Source organism: Fructilactobacillus florum 8D (assembly GCF_000512295.1).
GTDB lineage: Bacteria > Bacillota > Bacilli > Lactobacillales > Lactobacillaceae > Fructilactobacillus > Fructilactobacillus florum.
Map to the genome: position 1 here is coordinate 15,362 of NZ_ALXG01000033.1, position 15,904 is coordinate 31,265.

Consider the following 15,904-nt stretch of genomic DNA (forward strand, 5'->3'; position numbering starts at 1 on the left):
AAGATTTAATTGGTTTGATAAAAAATATGTTAATAGAACAATCGTTCTCTTGTGAGCTGGATTTATTTGTCGCTAAATTGTTATGAAATTAGTTTTAAAGGAGCACGGAATGAAAATAAAAACAAAGCACAATTGTAAGTGTAATCCGCAATTAATCATTGCCGCTCAAACGGATGATGAGGCGTTCACAAAGCTGTTTCACCAATTTGCTCCAGTTTATTTAAAGTTGTGGCATGATTTTTATTTAACTGACATGGAACTTTGCGACTGGAGTCAGGAAGCAGCGATTGTTTTTTATCATGCAATTCGAAAGTATGATTTAGCCAAGCAGGTGACATTTGGCAGTTTTTATAAAACCAGCTTGCGCAACCATTTGTTTGATATTTTGCGAAAAAAACGGGCCAAAAAACGAATTCCGGCTCGTTGTCAGGCATCTTTTAGTGCTTATGCGGAATACTATGCAGAAACTGTTCAGGACGATGGGGCTCCTGATCCATTATTGTTGTATGAGGCCTATGAGGACTTACAAACGGTATTGCTTCGCTGTTCACAGTTTGAGCGTAGCGTACTATCCGGGGCACTGCGACAGCAGACGGCACAACAAATTGCGACCCGAACGGCGACTAGTGTTAGTCAGGTTAGCAGTGCACTGTTACGATGTCGCAAGAAGTATTTTCAACAACATTGTTTGACGTGAGCTTGAATTAATGGTAAAGTAGCCACGATTAGGGGTGGTTTTATGCGAAGTCAGCGGGCAGTTTTAGCCTGTTCGATATGTGGAATGCGTAATTACCGAATTCGTATCTCGTCTAGGACTACCCAACGCTTGGAGTTAAAAAAGTATTGTAAGCATTGTCGTCGGGTAACGCTTCACCACGCATCGATTTAGGAGAAAATGAAATGAAAAGATTATTTAATTTTATTAAAAGTGTTGGGCGGGAAATGAAACTAGTTACCTGGCCAAATGTTCGACAAACGAGAAATGATACTTTGACGGTGATTGGCACTACGATCTTCTTCACGATCTTTTTGGGAGTAATTGATTGGGTGATTCAGCAAGTCTTACTTTAATCTGGTAATTCGCATTTTCATAATTAATTTGTTATAGTATGGATACTAACTTCGTTGCGGCGAGGTTTTTTATTTTGGTTTTAAAGCAATGCTTCCACAAGGAGATATGTACAAATGGTAGAGTCAGCAGAAAAACAGTGGTATGTATTACATACTTATTCCGGTTATGAAAACAAAGTAAAGGAAAATCTGACTTCTAGAAAAGATTCGATGGGGATGCAAGACTACATTTTTGATGTGGTAGTTCCCGAACAAGAAAAACGCGAAGTAAAAAACGGCAAAGAAAAAGTCGTAATGGATAAAACCTTTCCCGGATATGTCTTGGTTCAGATGGTGATGACCGATCAAGCGTGGTACGTGGTACGAAATACTCCAGGAGTGACCGGATTTATTGGTTCACATGGACAGGGTTCTAAGCCGAACCCACTTTTGCCAGAAGAAGTTGACCAAGTAATGGCAAGCCTTGGGGTTAAACAAAACGTGACGCCACTGGAAAGCCAAGTTGGTGATACGGTCACAATTACTGAAGGAGCTTTTAATGGTCTTTCAGGTAAAATCACCAGTATTGACAACGAAAAAGGAAAGCTCAAGGTTAATATTGACATGTTTGGTCGAGAAACCAGCACAGAACTAGACTTCCACCAAGTTAAACCACTAGCTATTTAGAGCAGCAACAGTTGTTAAATCACAGTGATTGTGTTATGGTTGTCAAGTGTATTTTGCATGATCAACGTGGGAGAAGAAAATTTATCTTCATTGACCACACACGGACTCAGAGGAGGTATGTCTCGTGGCTAAAAAAGTAGCTGATATTGTCAAATTGCAGATTGCAGCGGGGAAAGCAACCCCTGCTCCTCCAGTTGGACCCGCTTTAGGGCAAGCTGGAGTTAACATCATGGAATTCACGAAGGATTTCAATGCTCGGACAGCCGAGCAAGCTGGAATGCTGATTCCAGTTGTCATCACAGTTTATGAAGATCATTCCTTTGACTTCATTACTAAAACTCCACCAGCCGCTGTTCTGTTGAAAAAAGCAGCAGGAGTGGAATCCGGTTCTGGCGAACCTAACACTAAAAAAGTTGCTACGGTAACTAAGGATCAAGTAAAGGAAATCGCCGAAACTAAAATGCAGGATCTAAACGCAGCTGATGTTGAAGCAGCAATGCGGATGATCGAAGGAACTGCTCGCAGCATGGGCTTTACAGTTGAAGGCTAATTTTAACTGAGAGTAGTCGCGGTATTATCAAAAGATAATATTTGAAAGTGGGAGGATTTTCTTTCCGTCAACACCACATTTGCAAGGAGGAAAAACATGAGTCGTAAACGAGGAAAAAAATACAGTACAGCTGCAGAGCAGGTCGATAAAAACAAAGCTTACACAGTTGAAGAAGCAGTTGCTTTAGTCCAAAAATTGGATACGGCTAACTTTGATGATTCAATTGAAGCAGTTATTAAATTAAATGTGGATACCAAACAAGCTGATCAACAGCTACGTGGTGCTGTCGTTTTACCAAACGGAACTGGTAAAGATCAAAAAGTAATTGTTTTTGCCAAGGGTGATAAAGCGAAAGAAGCAACTGCAGCTGGTGCTGACGTGGTTGGTGAAGCAGATTTAGCTCAAAAAATTATGGATGGTTGGCTTGACTTTGACGTTGCCATTTCAACTCCAGATATGATGGCTCAGGTTGGTCGTTTGGGACGAGTATTAGGACCTAAGGGTTTGATGCCAAATCCTAAAACGGGAACGGTTACTATGGACGTTACTAAAGCAGTTCAGGAATCTAAAGCCGGCAAAGTTACGTACCGGACTGATCGAGACGGCAACGTTGCCGCTGCGATCGGGAAGGCTTCTTTCTCAGCTGACAAGTTAGTCGAAAACTTTAAAACCATTCAAGATATCATCATTAAAAATCGTCCTGCATCAGTTCGTGGAACGTATGTGCAAAACATCTCAGTTTCATCAACTTTTGGCCCTGGAGTTAAGGTCGCACCAGAATCTTTTTAGTGACTAGTTACAGAGTTTGACGGTTGATCACTAGTGTGATAGATTATTAATATATGAATCGCCTAAGACTCAGGTGACCGATTGGTCTTAATTTTGCCTGCCGAGGAGTTTAACGACTTTTCCCTGTGTTTTAGCGAGCATGGGGATTTTTTATGCGATTTACTAACTATACAGGAGGTGAATGTGATGCCAAAGAAAGATGTTATTGCTGCTAAAGCTGCCCAAGTCGACGAAGTTGCCAATGATTTTAAAGCTGCTATTTCCGCTATCGTAGTTAACTCTCGTGGTTTGACCGTAGCTCAGGATACCGAGCTTCGTAAAGAACTTCGTGCCAACGATGTTAAATTAGTAGTTATCAAGAACAAAGTTTTAGAACGGGCTGCTGACCAGGTTGGTCAAGCAGATTTGAAATCAATTTTCAAGGGACCAAGTGCCGTTGCTTTTTCTAAAGAGGATCCGGTTGCCCCCGCTAAAGTATTAAAGAAGTTTGCTTCAGAGCATGAGGCTTTGGAGATTAAGGGTGGAATTATCGAAGGTGAAGTTGCTTCCCTTGATAAGATTAATGAGTTTGCTACCTTGCCAAGTCGAGAAGAATTACTATCAACGCTTGCCAATATTTTACAAGCTCCAATCCGCCAAGTTGCATATGCTGTTAAGGCAGTTTCTGAAAAAGATGCTGATTCTGATGACGGCGACGCTGCTTAATTATAATTTAAAAACGTCCTATTAGGAGGAATAATCATGGCTTTTGATAAAGATAGTATTATTGCACAATTAAAAGATGCTTCGATTACCGATTTAAATGATTTGGTAAAAGCAATCGAAGATGAATTCGATGTATCAGCTGCTGCTCCAGTTGCTGCTGCCGGTGCTGCTGGTGGTGAAGGTGCTGCTAAGAGTACTTTTGATGTTGAATTAACTGCTGGTGGTTCTGGTAAGATTAAGGTTATCAAGGCCTTAAAGGATATTACCGGGCTAGGTCTTAAAGAATGTAAGGAAATGGTTGATGGTGCTCCATCAATCGTTAAAGAAGGACTTTCTGAGTCAGATGCTAACGACATCAAGGAAAAGCTTGAAGCCGAGGGCGCAACTGTTACTTTGAAGTAGTTTTCTTAGCAAAAGGACGTGTGGTTTTGGCCATGCGTCCTTTTTGCTTTTCTTGTAGAATAACGAGGAAATTGAGATAATAAAAAGGACCTAATCAATTGGAGGCAACCTTTGAAAAATTTTATTAAGCGCTTGGTGAATCTATTTAATCGATATTTGAACTGGATTAAGGCCGTTTTTTTGTTAGTCATTATCATTTTTGTGATTATCGAAGGTCGTGAAATCATTCATGAGATTAATGGACAGCAGATGCGCCAAAGTTTAGCATCACAGTCCCCTAGCAATTTATTGTGGATGACTATTTTAGGATTTTTAGCAGTCACCCCCATGTTGTTTTATGATTTTACGTTTACAGAATTCTTGCCAACTAAATTCAAACCACTGTATGTAATAAAAAGTGGTTGGATTACGAATTCTTTTACGAACATTGCTGGTTTTGGAGGCTTCTTGGGAGCTAGCTTACGGGCCAGCTTTTATAGTAAAGGAGCGACTAAGAAGCAGATTTTATATGCGATTTCTAAAATTGCTTTATTCTTATTGGCTGGATTATCGATGTTGTGTTTGTTAGCACTTATTTTGTTGTTTGGATTTGGCATTGGTCGCCAATATGCCGGTTACTGGTTTTGGTTAGCAGGCGGTGGTGTTTATTTTCCAATTATTTTTATGGTTACACGGTTGAATAATTCTGAATTTTTTGCAGATTTAACCATTAAACGGGAATTAAAATTGATTGTGGGTTCTTGTTTAGAGTGGAGTTCCTGTGCGAGCCTATTTTTGATCATTGGAAGTTTTATGTCGTTGCCAATCAATGTTTTTAATGTCTTTCCGCTCTTTATCGCGGCAAACGTAATCGGAGTTGTTTCGATGCTACCAGGGGGACTTGGGACCTTTGATGGCACCATGATTATTGGCTTGGGATTGTTAGGAGTATCACCGACATTAGCAACTGTCTGGGTGCTACTGTATCGGATTTTTTACTACTTTTTACCGTTTGCAGTTGGGGTATTCCTTTTTGCCCAAGAGCTGTTAGCTCGGGTTAACCATTTTTTGGATGACATCCCAATGAGTATCGTGCAACGGTCAGCTCAGATTATTATTACCATTTTCATGTATTTTTCTGGGATTATGATGATTTTACTGGCCACGGTTCCTAATGTGGTCTTAACCAACCGATTATATTTATCGCTAGCTCCCTATACTTTGTATTTTCTGGGACAACTTTCAAATGTGGTAATTGGTTGTTTACTAGTTGGCTTGGCGCGCGGGGTTGGTTCACAGGTCAAAAAAGCCTTTTGGCCAACGGTTGCGCTACTAGTCTTTGCGATTGGAAATACTTTATGGAAGGAAGATTTCCCCAAGGGCCTAGCAATTTTCTTGTTTGTGATTATGGTTTGTTTGTGGTTTGCTCGGAAAGGAATGTATCGCGAGCGCCTCACCTATTCGTGGGGGGCACTACTAACGGATGCCGGGATTTTTATTGCTACTTTTGTGATTTATGTTTTGGTTGGGTTACTGATGGGAAATGGACGGTCGGTCATTAAACTAACCAATGCCTACCTATTACCTTCCCAACAAGTTTGGATTATTGGTTTAATTGGCTTTGTGATCGCAATTTGTATTCTATACGGTCTCTATCGCTATTTAAGTTACTCTAGTCCAAGTAAGACGGCCTGGCTTTATCAAAAATTTGATGCCGAGCGCGTGCGCACAGTGATTAATAACTTCGGTGGAAATGAAGATAGTCACCTGGCTTTTTTACGGGATAAGAAATTATATTTTTATCAAGAGGATCATCAAGACCAGATGGTATTTATGTATCGCCAAAAAGCGAATAAGCTAATCGTAATGGGAGAACCCTTTGGTAATCAGGAAAAGTTAGAAGCAGCTATTGATCAGTTTATGTTAGATGCTGATAATGTTGATTTGACCTTGGTTTTCTATGAGGTAAGCGAGTCGCTGACGATGTTGTTACATGACAAGGGCTTTGATTTTATCAAGGCTGGAGAAGAGGGGTATGTCAATCTGAAAGATTTCACCCTTGTAGGGAAGCGACATCGTGGTGAACGCGCGTTGATGCATAAATTTAGTCGGGATGGATACCACTTTGACATCTTACAACCGCCCTTTTCAGAGAACACGCTTGCTAAACTACGGTTAATTTCTGAAGAATGGCTCGAAGGCCGGGAGGAAAAAGGCTTTTCACTTGGGTTCTTTGATGACTATTATTTAAATCAAGCTCCGATTGCGGTAATTCACGATCAGGATGATGAAATTGTGGCCTTTGCTAATCTGATGCCAACTGGTGATCATCAAACGACCTCGATCGATTTAATGCGGTCAGGGGGAACAGCACCTTCTGGAATTATGGATGCAATTTTCATTAATTTATTTAACTACTCAAAAGAAGTTGGCTACCAGTGGTTTAATCTTGGGATGGCACCGCTAGCCAACGTTGGGAATTCACGGTTTAGTTTTATTAACGAAAAAATCGCGCATTTGATTTATGAATATGGCGATGCGTTTTATAGTTTTCAGGGATTACGGTCCTATAAGCAAAAATATGTTGATCGCTGGGAATCGAAGTACTTCGTTTATCGTCGCCATAATTCGTTGGTCTTTACCATGTTACAACTATTGGTAGTAGTCAACGAAAAACCACAGCGGTTAAATTAGGTAAAAGCCTGCAAATTTTTATTTGCAGGCTTTTTAATTGGGTTAAATTAGTGAGGAACATAATTTATTTGCTATTAATCAAGATTAACTAGGAAAACAAGTTTGTAACTGTTACAATATTTACAATTATGAGGAGGTCTTAAAATGACAAGAAAGATTGGAATCATTGGCGTTGGTCATGTTGGGAGTACCGTTGCCCACTATTTAGTTGCAAATGGATTCACTGATGAATTAGTTTTGATTGATACTAATACAAAGAAAGTTGAAGCCGATGCGCTTGATTTTCGTGAAGCGATGCCAAATTTACCATTCCATACGGAAATTATTGTGAATGACTATGGTGCTTTACGTGATGCAGATATCATTATCTCAGCCTTAGGAAATATTCGGTTGAATGATCAAGCTAACGAGGATCGGTTTGTCGAATTGCCGTTTAATAGTGAGAACGTCAAACAGGTGGCTGCTCGAATTCGTGATGTCGGTTTTAATGGAATTATTATTGCGATAACTAATCCGGTCGATGTCATCACTCAAATTTATCAGCAAGTGACGGGATTGCCGCAAAAACATGTTTTAGGAACGGGAACCTTACTAGATTCAGCTCGCATGAAACGTGCGGTGTCAGAACGCCTGAAGCTTGATCCACGGGCAGTGAGTGGCTATAATTTGGGCGAGCATGGCAATTCTCAATTTACGGCCTGGTCCACCGTTTATGCTCTTGACCAACCCTTAACAAAGTTAGCGCCAGCTAGAGGACTAGACTTAGCTGAGCTTGATAGTGAAGCTCGCCGAGGAGGGTTTGCGGTTTTTAAAGGGAAAGGGTACACTAGTTACGGAGTGGCAACGGCTGCGGTTCGGCTAGCGCTAGCGATTATGAGTGATGCGCATCTGGTTTTACCGATTTCTAATTTTCGATCAGAATACCAGGTCTACTTATCATATCCAGTTATGGTTGGACGTGATGGAGTCTTGCAGGATAATACGCTACAGTTAACGAAACAAGAACTAGAACAACTACAACATTCTGCTGACTTTATTAAGAGTAATGTTGCAAAATATTTAGGTTAAAAAAAGGATTTGTACTTGAATGATTCAAGCGCAAATCCTTTTTAGATGACGTTATTTTTTAGGTTGGTGATGAGCTTCCCAGGAACTAAGCTGATAATCTTGATCACTCATTGCTTCAACATTACCAAGACGATAACCATTGCCAACCTCAGAGAAGAAGTCATGGTTAACGGTGGCAGTTGAAATTCCATTCATGACGACGGGGTTTACGTCGGCAGCAGTGTCTGGAAACATAGGATCTTGACCTAAATTCATGAGTGCTTTATTGGCATTGTAGCGAATGAATGTTAAAACTTTTTCAGTTAGTCCAACTTGATCATATAAGAGGTGGGTATATTTTTCCTCATTATCGTACAAATCATACAAGAAATTGTACATCCAATCCTTCAGAGCTTGTTGACGCTGGTTGTCAAGCTTGTTGAAAGCAACCTGAAATTTATAGCCGATGTAAGTTCCATGAACTGATTCATCACGAATGATTAGTTTGATGATTTCGGCTACATTTGTGAGCTTATTGTTTCCTAGGTACCAGAGGGGAGTGAAAAATCCGGAATAAAAGAGAAAGGTTTCTAGGAAAACACTCGAAATTTTCTTTTTTAATGGATCACCTTCGCTATGATATAGTTCATAGATGCGCTTAGTTTTATTTTGCAAAAATTCCTCAGAATCACTCCAAGCAAAGATTTCATTAATTTCACTCGGTGTATTTAATGTTGAAAAAATAGTGGAATAACTTTTAGCATGAACCGATTCCATAAATTGAATATTATTAAGGACTGCAATTTCATGTTGGGTAGTGGCATCATTGCGTAGGGCGGCCATGCCATCTTGTGACTGGAGTGTGTCTAGAAGGGTTAATCCTCCAAACACATGTCCGACCAACCACTTATGATCATCATCTAATTCCCGCCAGTCTTTTAAATCATTAGAAACTGGTACTCGAGTGTCCAGCCAAAATTGTTCAGTTAACTTGTGCCAAGTAGCTTGGTCAATCTGATCACTAACCTGATTCCAATTAATGGCTTGATATGCGCCAGTTAATTTGCCAGTTAAGACCTCGTTTAAGTTCATGGTAAAATCCTCCTCTAAATGACACAGCTTTCACATTCATTAGCACCCACCGTATCGTTGTTGTCCGTAAAAGTTCTGACATAATAGATGGATTTAATCCCCTTTTGGTGGGCATAGTTGCGTAAAATGGACAGGTCTCTGGTTGACATTTTTTCCGAACGTCCATTTTTCCATTCGTACAAGCCCTTCGGAATGGTGGAACGTAAGAACATCGTCATGCTGAGACTTTGATCGACGTGCTGTTGTGCTGCGGCATAAATATCAATTTCCTTGCGCATGTCAAGATCATAGGCGGACTGATAGTATTTGAGAGTTTCATTCGAAAGGTAAGGCGCAGGGTAAAAAATAGTTCCAATTTTGGCTTCTTGGCGCTCCTCAATCCGGCTAACGATCGGAGCTAAGCTAGCGGTGGCATCACCAATGTAGGCTGTCGAACCATTAGGAGCAACCGCCATGCGGTTTTGATGGTACAGACCAAATTCTTGAACCGCTGCTTGGAGTTGTTGCCAATCGTCTGGGGTTGGGATGTCGATGTTCTGAAATAGTGATTTAACCCGCTCGGAACGTGGCCCCCAGTCTTTGCTAGTATATTTATCGAAATAGCTACCGTCAGCATATTTACTATTTTCAAAATTATCGAAGGTTACGCCCCGTTCTTTTGCGAGCTGGTTAGAAGCGACGAGGGTCCAGTAATTAAGTAACATAAAATAAACACTGGTGAATTCAACGGAGTCAGGCTCACCATAGTATAAATGATGTAAGGCAAGATAGGAATGGAGTCCCATAGCGCCGAGTCCAATCGAGTGACTGAGGTCATTCCCATGGCGAATCGAAGGGACAACATTGATTTTACTGGAGTCAGAGACAAAGGTCAGGGCGCGCACCATGGTGGTAATTGATTTGCCAAAGTTAGTTGAGCGCATCAAGTTAACAACGTTAGTCGAGCCTAGATTACAAGAAACATCGGTGCCGAGTTTTTCATATTCCTGAAGATCGTTGATAATCGAGGGGGTTTGAACTTGCATAACCTCGGAACAAAGATTGCTCATCACGATCTTACCCTCGATCGGATTATCACGATTAGCGGTGTCAATGTTCATGACATACGGATATCCTGATTCTTGTTGGAGTTTACCTAGTTCAGTTTCTAGATCACGAGCCTTGATATATTTTTTGTGAATTGCAGAGTTATTCACCATTCGGTCGTACTCGGTGGTGAGATCAACGTATGAGAAAGGAACGCCATAAACTTTTTCTACATCATAAGGGCTAAATAACGCCATTTGGTCATTATGCTTAGCTAACTCATAAAATTTATCTGGAATGGTAACGCCTAACGAAAGGGTATTAACCCGGATCTTTTCATCGGCATTTTCTTGTTTAACAGACAAAAAGTCGATAATATCGGGGTGAAAAACACTAAGATAAACGACGCCGGCTCCCTGACGCTGCCCTAGTTGATTGGAGTAACTAAAGCTGTCTTCTAAAAGTTTCATGACGGGTAAAACTCCGCTAGCAGCACCTTCAATCTCTTTGATAGGATCACCAGCCGAGCGGAGATTAGATAAGTTGATTCCAACCCCACCACCGATTTTTGAGAGTTGCAGCGCTGAATTAATTGTCCGACCGATACTATTCATGTCATCGGTTGTCTGAATTAAAAAGCAGGAAATTAATTCACCACGCCGTTTCTTACCGGCATTTAGAAACGTAGGAGTAGCGGGCTGAAAGCGCTGGTTGATCAGTTCGCTAGCCAAGTCCATGGCTAGTTGTTGATTACCATCAGCCATGTATAGGGCATTAAGAGCCGTTCGGTCGAGATAATTTTCGAGGTATTGATTACCATCATTGGTCTTTAATGCATACTGAGCATAAAACTTGTAAGCTGCCATAAAAGAATGGAAGTGAAAGTTTTGGGTTTCGAGATACTGATAGAGTTGTTCGATAAAGGTAAACGGGTAATTCTTGATGGTACGAGCCTCAACGTAGTCATGTTCAATTAAGTAATCGAAGCGTTCTCGTAAGGAATTAAAGTGCCTGGTATTGGGGCGTACGTTCTCTTCTAGAAAGGCTGCTAGTGCCTCGCGATCTTTTTCCAATTGGATTTTTCCATCGGCAGTGGGAATGTTAATTTCGTTGTTTAAACTGAAATAAGAAACATCCTGGTGGTCTTTTAGTGACATGATTCTGAATTCCCCTCAATATTTTAATCTAGATAAAAAAATCCGCGTTAGTATTAGTAATTACTAACTTCAGAAATTTAGAAGTGATATTTGCGTGTATAATGAAGTCAGGACTAGGCTGATTGAAAGGCGGCTAGTAATTTGTTGAGATTAGCCGGCTGAAATCCGCTGAATGATTCGATGAACTGACTTTCAACGACTGGAACCGCTTGAAATCCTTGCTTTTTTAAGTGTCCAATTAGCTCCGGATTAGTGGAGGTGTTTTTCTCCGTAAAGGTCACGTTGTGTTCCTTTAAAAAACGTTTTGTCAGTTTACATTGAATACAATTATCTTTTGTGAAAACAGTAACTTTTTCCATAGTAATCAGCTCCTTTTTACTTACTGTTTTAAAGTTTACTACGAAAAGTGAATCTTTCAACTACTGAACCCCCTACATGTGGGGTCAAGCATTTGAGAAACACGCTATATATGGTGTGTGAAACATAAAAAAATTTTTGAAAGGGATGAGATTTTGAATAGTTTTTACTATAGTACTAATCCGACGGTTGCGCACAATGAAAAGCACTGGGATTTTACGCTGAAGCAAACCACGTTAAGTTTCATCTCAGACAACGGAGTGTTTTCTAAAAATACGATTGATTATGGTTCCCGACTGCTGATTGAGAATACTAATTTAGAACAGATCCCCGCTGGACCAATTTTGGATTTGGGTTGTGGTTATGGGCCAATTGGGCTTTTCTTGGCGCGGCAAGCCCCTAATCGGCAGTTTTTGTTAACTGACGTCAATCAGCGAGCGCTTAGTCTCGCAACAAGAAATGCCCGGGCAAATCAACTGGAGAACGTTTTAGTGAAGCAATCCGACGGTTATCAAGCGCTTAGCGAGCAATTCGCCGCCATTGTGACGAATCCACCAGTGCGGGCTGGGAAAGCGGTGGTAACACGGATGCTTGCAGGAGCCTATGATCATTTGTTGCCACAGGGAACGATTACGGTCGTTTTGCAAAAAAAACAAGGAGCCCCATCTGCTCAGCAAACGTTGAAAAATGTCTTTGGGAATGTCCGGATTGTTAAGCGTTCCAAGGGTTATTATATTTTAGTGAGTGAGCGCCGGGATGGTTCTAAAAATGAATGATGATTATTATATGAGGCAGGCATTAAAGTTAGGAGAATTTTCTGGTCAGGTCGGAGAAATACCGATTGGAGCAGTGGTCGTTTTCCACGACCAAATCATTGGAACGGGACATAATTTACGGGAACATAGCCAGCTAGCAACTCAACATGCTGAACTGATCGCTTTGGACATGGCCTGTCAAAAACTTCATAGTTGGCGGTTGGATGAATGTACTTTGTACGTCACGATTGAGCCTTGTTTGATGTGTGCGGGAGCAATCCTGAATGCCCGAGTGGCACGGGTAGTTTATGGAGCAATGAATCCTAAAGCGGGAGCGGTAAAGAGTCTGTACCACTGCTTGACGGATTCTCGCCAAAATCATCAAGTGAGTGTGCGCAGCGGGGTTCAGACGGTAGCATCCCGTCGATTGATGCAGTCATTTTTTAAAAATAAGCGCCAACGAGGCTCTAAGGACTAGACAAGCTAGTCGGAATGGATTATAGTATTAAGTGCCGTAAGGCCTTGAGGCAAGGATGGACTTACGAACCGTGTCAGGTCCGGAAGGAAGCAGCACTAAGTTTGTTTCGTCCTGTGCTTCTCGTTATAGCTAACTAACTCTCGATCAAATTGATCGAGAGATTTTTTTATAGAAAAATTATGAACGTGTTAAAATGGAGCTAGTGATTAACTTATCTGTGATTTTACAGATGGAAAGGAGTGCTTTTTGAGCTATCAGGCTTTATATCGGGTTTGGCGACCACAACGTTTCGATGAGATTGTCGGTCAGCCGGTGATTACCAAGACTTTGAAAAATGCATTGATTACAAAACAGATTAGTCACGCCTATCTCTTTAGCGGCCCTCGAGGTACTGGTAAGACCTCGACAGCTAAAATTTTAGCCAAAGCGGTTAACTGCCCAAAACAGCAGGATGGGGAACCCTGTAACCAATGTCCGATTTGTTTAGCAATTAATCAAGGAGCACTCAATGATGTGATCGAAATTGATGCGGCTTCTAATAATGGGGTTGAAGAGATCCGTAATATTCGTGATAAGGCAAAATATGCTCCTACTGAGGCAGCCTACAAGGTTTACATTATCGATGAAGTTCATATGCTTTCTACAGGAGCGTTTAATGCGCTACTAAAGACACTGGAAGAACCGCCGGCACAGGTGATTTTTATTCTAGCTACGACGGAACCGCATAAGTTACCTGCTACTATCATTTCACGGGTTCAGCGCTTTTCCTTTAAACGAATTTCAGCAACCGCAATTGTAGCGCAGTTAGAAAAAATTTTGGCAGCTAAACAAATTACTTACGATGACCAAGGTCTTAAAGTGATTGCTCAAAGTGCTGAAGGTGGTCTTAGAGATGCGCTCAGCATGCTCGACCAGGCGCTAGCTTATCAGCAAGATCGGGTTACGTATGAGAATGCGTTACAGGTCACTGGGAGCGTCGCTCGGGTGGAATTGCAAAATTATTTTGTGGCTGTCTTTGGGCATGAGGTGGCCACGGGGTTAGCGATGGTGCAGACGATTTTAAGCCAAGGGAAGGATGCCCACCAGTTTATTGAGGATCTAATTGATTATGCGCAAAAAATGTTGCTGTACCAGCAGGATCAAACGATGATTCCCGCAAACGAACTAGCAATGCTCGGGGAACGCTTCCCCACAATGGCGCAAGCGACGGATGCAACAGTGATTTATCAGGCAATCGAGATCATGGGGCAGGTGCAGCAGCAGTTGCGTGCAACCTATCAACCGGATGTGTATTTAGAATTATTAACCGTTAAGTTAGCACATCCAAAACCAAATGATTTAGTAGCCGAGGTGCACCAACTCCAACAGCAAGTGACGACTTTACAGCAGCAACTTAAACCTGATTTGCAAAAAGCAAAACGAGACGAGCAACCGGCTACTTCAACTACAGCAACGCCCGCTCCACGGACGACTGTTTCTGAAAAACCACGCCCGCTTAAGGCAGATCTTACTGCAATTTTTCAGGTCCTCCAAACGGCAACGCGCAAAGCGTTGACAAATTATCAGCAACACTGGGAGCAGCTGTTAGGTTCCTTATCAGTAACACAACGGGCAGTTATGCACGTTTCTAAACCGGTAGCTGCCAGTGATCAGGGGGTTGTCGTGGCATTTGATTATGACTTTTTGTATGAAAAAGCTGGACATGATCAAGAATTGCAAACAGCCCTGCAAACTGGTTTAGAGCAAGTGTTTGGCACGACCGTTCCGTTATTATTTGTGACCCAAGCTGAATGGCCCAAGATCAGACAAGAATATCTTGATCGAAAGCAGCCCAAGCAAGCGATTCCGACGACAGAAAAGACGGTAGAAACTCCGCTTGTTACAAAGGCTAAGGATTTGTTCGGTAGTGAATTAATTAAAATTGAAAATAACTAAGATGGAGGAATTACACAATGGGAATGAATGGCATGAACATGGGAAAATTGATGAAGCAGGCGCAAGAGATGCAAAAAAAATTAGCTTCTGAACAGGAGACGATTGATCAGACAGAGTTTGTTGGCAAGGCACCAAAGGAACTGGTTACAGCAACTTTTACTGGTGATCGCCAATTGAAAGATCTACAAATTAAGCCAGAGGCCATTGATTCGAGTGATACTGAAATGTTGTCTGATTTAGTTATTAGTGCTGTAAATGATGGCTTAAATCAGATTGCAGAAACTACAAAATCAAAAATGGGTAAGTATACCCAGGGAATGAACATTCCCGGAATGTAGGGAGTGATTTATATGCAGTACCCAGAACCAGTTGCTAAATTGATTGATAGTTATATGCATCTTCCGGGAATTGGGGAAAAAACAGCCACCCGGCTGGCGTTCTTTACAGTTGATATGGATGCCGATGTTGTGAAAAATTTTTCTCAAGCGTTATTGGATACAAAAGATAAACTGACATTTTGCTCGATTTGTGGTAACTTAACTGAACATGACCCTTGTGCAATTTGTTCTGATCCGACTCGAGATCAGAGTCAGGTGGTTGTGGTCGAACAAGCTAAAGATGTGATGACGATGGAGAAAATGAAAGATTACCACGGTTTATATCATGTCTTGCATGGAGTAATGTCACCAATTGAGGGTCGGGGTCCAGAAGAATTGAACATTAGTTCATTAATTCAGCGACTGCAGAAAAATGAAGCGATTAAAGAAGTAATCATTGCAACAAATGCCACTCCCGAAGGAGATGCGACGGCAATGTACCTAGCTCGGTTATTAAAACCAGCAGGATTACGGGTAACCAGACTAGCGCGGGGGCTTTCTGTAGGAAGTGATATTGAATATGCTGATGAAATGACATTATATAAAGCGGTGGAAGGACGCACCGAGATGTAGGTGATGTATGTTCAAATTTAGACAAAAAAACTTCAAACAAATGTATGATGAGTCATTGTTAACTTCAATTAATCTGCTCAAGCAGGACTGGGATCAAGCTCAGCAAACGGAACAGGCGGTTGCTGATGTTGATCCGCAAGTTATTGCCCAGACGGAACTCGCCAAACAAAAGTACGAATTTATGTACCGACAATCACGTAAACGACGTTTAAAAAATACTCGGATTCAACCCAGTGTCTACGATAATTAAA

Annotated in this window: 19 protein-coding genes, 1 other RNA gene and 1 other annotated feature; of the genes, 17 read left to right on the forward strand and 3 right to left on the reverse strand. The window is 41.4% G+C overall.

The window, feature by feature from the left end:
- The first annotated feature begins 109 nt into the window (after positions 1-109).
- The 10 genes from B808_RS03765 to B808_RS03805 all read left to right on the forward strand — a co-directional run bounded on the left by B808_RS03765 (position 110) and on the right by B808_RS03805 (position 7,924).
- A complete protein-coding gene (locus B808_RS03765; RefSeq protein ID WP_035422027.1) occupies positions 110-697 on the forward strand; it encodes a sigma-70 family RNA polymerase sigma factor in 588 nt (195 codons plus the stop codon).
- 42 nt (positions 698-739) lie between these two features.
- Entirely contained in the window at positions 740-889 is a 150-nt protein-coding gene (rpmG, locus tag B808_RS06450; protein WP_081579377.1) for a 50S ribosomal protein L33, read from the forward strand.
- Between the two features lie 11 nt (positions 890-900).
- Positions 901-1,071 carry a preprotein translocase subunit SecE gene (gene secE, locus B808_RS03770; protein ID WP_009167413.1) on the forward strand — a complete coding sequence of 57 codons (171 nt, stop codon included), beginning with the start codon at positions 901-903 and terminating at the stop codon, positions 1,069-1,071.
- Between the two features lie 114 nt (positions 1,072-1,185).
- On the forward strand, positions 1,186-1,737 hold the full coding sequence (gene nusG / locus B808_RS03775) for a transcription termination/antitermination protein NusG (RefSeq protein ID WP_009167412.1): 552 nt from the start codon (positions 1,186-1,188) through the stop codon (positions 1,735-1,737).
- Positions 1,738-1,861: 124 nt separating this feature from the next.
- Positions 1,862-2,287 carry a 50S ribosomal protein L11 gene (gene rplK, locus B808_RS03780; protein WP_009167411.1) on the forward strand — a complete coding sequence of 142 codons (426 nt, stop codon included), beginning with the start codon at positions 1,862-1,864 and terminating at the stop codon, positions 2,285-2,287.
- A 96-nt stretch (positions 2,288-2,383) separates the two neighbouring features.
- Positions 2,384-3,076: a 50S ribosomal protein L1 gene (gene rplA, locus B808_RS03785; protein WP_009167410.1), complete on the forward strand. Its 693-nt coding sequence runs from the start codon at positions 2,384-2,386 to the stop codon at positions 3,074-3,076.
- 43 nt (positions 3,077-3,119) lie between these two features.
- Positions 3,120-3,237, forward strand: a sequence feature (ribosomal protein L10 leader region).
- Between the two features lie 25 nt (positions 3,238-3,262).
- Positions 3,263-3,781: a 50S ribosomal protein L10 gene (rplJ, locus tag B808_RS03790; protein ID WP_035422028.1), complete on the forward strand. Its 519-nt coding sequence runs from the start codon at positions 3,263-3,265 to the stop codon at positions 3,779-3,781.
- Positions 3,782-3,817: 36 nt separating this feature from the next.
- Complete coding sequence (gene rplL, locus B808_RS03795; protein WP_009167408.1) at positions 3,818-4,183, forward strand: 50S ribosomal protein L7/L12; 366 nt, start codon at positions 3,818-3,820, stop codon at positions 4,181-4,183.
- 111 nt (positions 4,184-4,294) lie between these two features.
- Complete coding sequence (gene mprF, locus B808_RS03800; protein ID WP_081716735.1) at positions 4,295-6,856, forward strand: bifunctional lysylphosphatidylglycerol flippase/synthetase MprF; 2,562 nt, start codon at positions 4,295-4,297, stop codon at positions 6,854-6,856.
- 144 nt (positions 6,857-7,000) lie between these two features.
- The gene (locus B808_RS03805; RefSeq protein ID WP_035422030.1) at positions 7,001-7,924 is read left to right on the forward strand and encodes an L-lactate dehydrogenase; all 924 of its coding nucleotides are present in this window, start codon (positions 7,001-7,003) and stop codon (positions 7,922-7,924) included.
- Positions 7,925-7,975: 51 nt separating this feature from the next.
- Here B808_RS03805 and nrdF read toward each other — a convergent pair whose 3' ends face one another.
- From nrdF to nrdH, 3 genes are all read right to left on the reverse strand, one after another.
- Complete coding sequence (nrdF, locus tag B808_RS03810) at positions 7,976-8,995, reverse strand: class 1b ribonucleoside-diphosphate reductase subunit beta (protein WP_035422032.1); 1,020 nt, start codon at positions 8,993-8,995, stop codon at positions 7,976-7,978.
- A gap of 14 nt (positions 8,996-9,009) precedes the next feature.
- Positions 9,010-11,178, reverse strand: a complete 2,169-nt coding sequence (nrdE, locus tag B808_RS03815; protein WP_035422034.1) for a class 1b ribonucleoside-diphosphate reductase subunit alpha — start codon at positions 11,176-11,178, stop codon at positions 9,010-9,012.
- 113 nt (positions 11,179-11,291) lie between these two features.
- Positions 11,292-11,537: a glutaredoxin-like protein NrdH gene (gene nrdH, locus B808_RS03820; RefSeq protein WP_035422037.1), complete on the reverse strand. Its 246-nt coding sequence runs from the start codon at positions 11,535-11,537 to the stop codon at positions 11,292-11,294.
- 153 nt (positions 11,538-11,690) lie between these two features.
- On the opposite strand from nrdH, the gene B808_RS03825 reads away from it, so the two are divergent.
- From B808_RS03825 to B808_RS03850, 7 genes are all read left to right on the forward strand, one after another.
- Positions 11,691-12,311, forward strand: coding sequence for a class I SAM-dependent methyltransferase (locus B808_RS03825; RefSeq protein WP_035422039.1), 621 nt, complete (start codon positions 11,691-11,693; stop codon positions 12,309-12,311).
- On the forward strand, positions 12,304-12,768 hold the full coding sequence (locus B808_RS03830) for a nucleoside deaminase (RefSeq protein ID WP_081716736.1): 465 nt from the start codon (positions 12,304-12,306) through the stop codon (positions 12,766-12,768). Before B808_RS03825 ends, B808_RS03830 begins: the two co-directional genes overlap by 8 nt.
- Before the next feature lie 41 nt (positions 12,769-12,809).
- Positions 12,810-12,896, forward strand: an RNA gene (gene ffs / locus B808_RS06455) — signal recognition particle sRNA small type.
- 118 nt (positions 12,897-13,014) lie between these two features.
- Positions 13,015-14,703 carry a DNA polymerase III subunit gamma/tau gene (gene dnaX / locus B808_RS03835; RefSeq protein ID WP_035422043.1) on the forward strand — a complete coding sequence of 563 codons (1,689 nt, stop codon included), beginning with the start codon at positions 13,015-13,017 and terminating at the stop codon, positions 14,701-14,703.
- 17 nt (positions 14,704-14,720) lie between these two features.
- Positions 14,721-15,041 (forward strand): YbaB/EbfC family nucleoid-associated protein, encoded by a 321-nt coding sequence (locus B808_RS03840; RefSeq protein WP_191975881.1) that lies wholly within the window; start codon positions 14,721-14,723, stop codon positions 15,039-15,041.
- Positions 15,042-15,053: 12 nt separating this feature from the next.
- On the forward strand, positions 15,054-15,653 hold the full coding sequence (gene recR / locus B808_RS03845; protein WP_009167398.1) for a recombination mediator RecR: 600 nt from the start codon (positions 15,054-15,056) through the stop codon (positions 15,651-15,653).
- Between the two features lie 7 nt (positions 15,654-15,660).
- Positions 15,661-15,903: a YaaL family protein gene (locus tag B808_RS03850; protein WP_009167397.1), complete on the forward strand. Its 243-nt coding sequence runs from the start codon at positions 15,661-15,663 to the stop codon at positions 15,901-15,903.
- Position 15,904 lies beyond the last annotated feature (1 nt).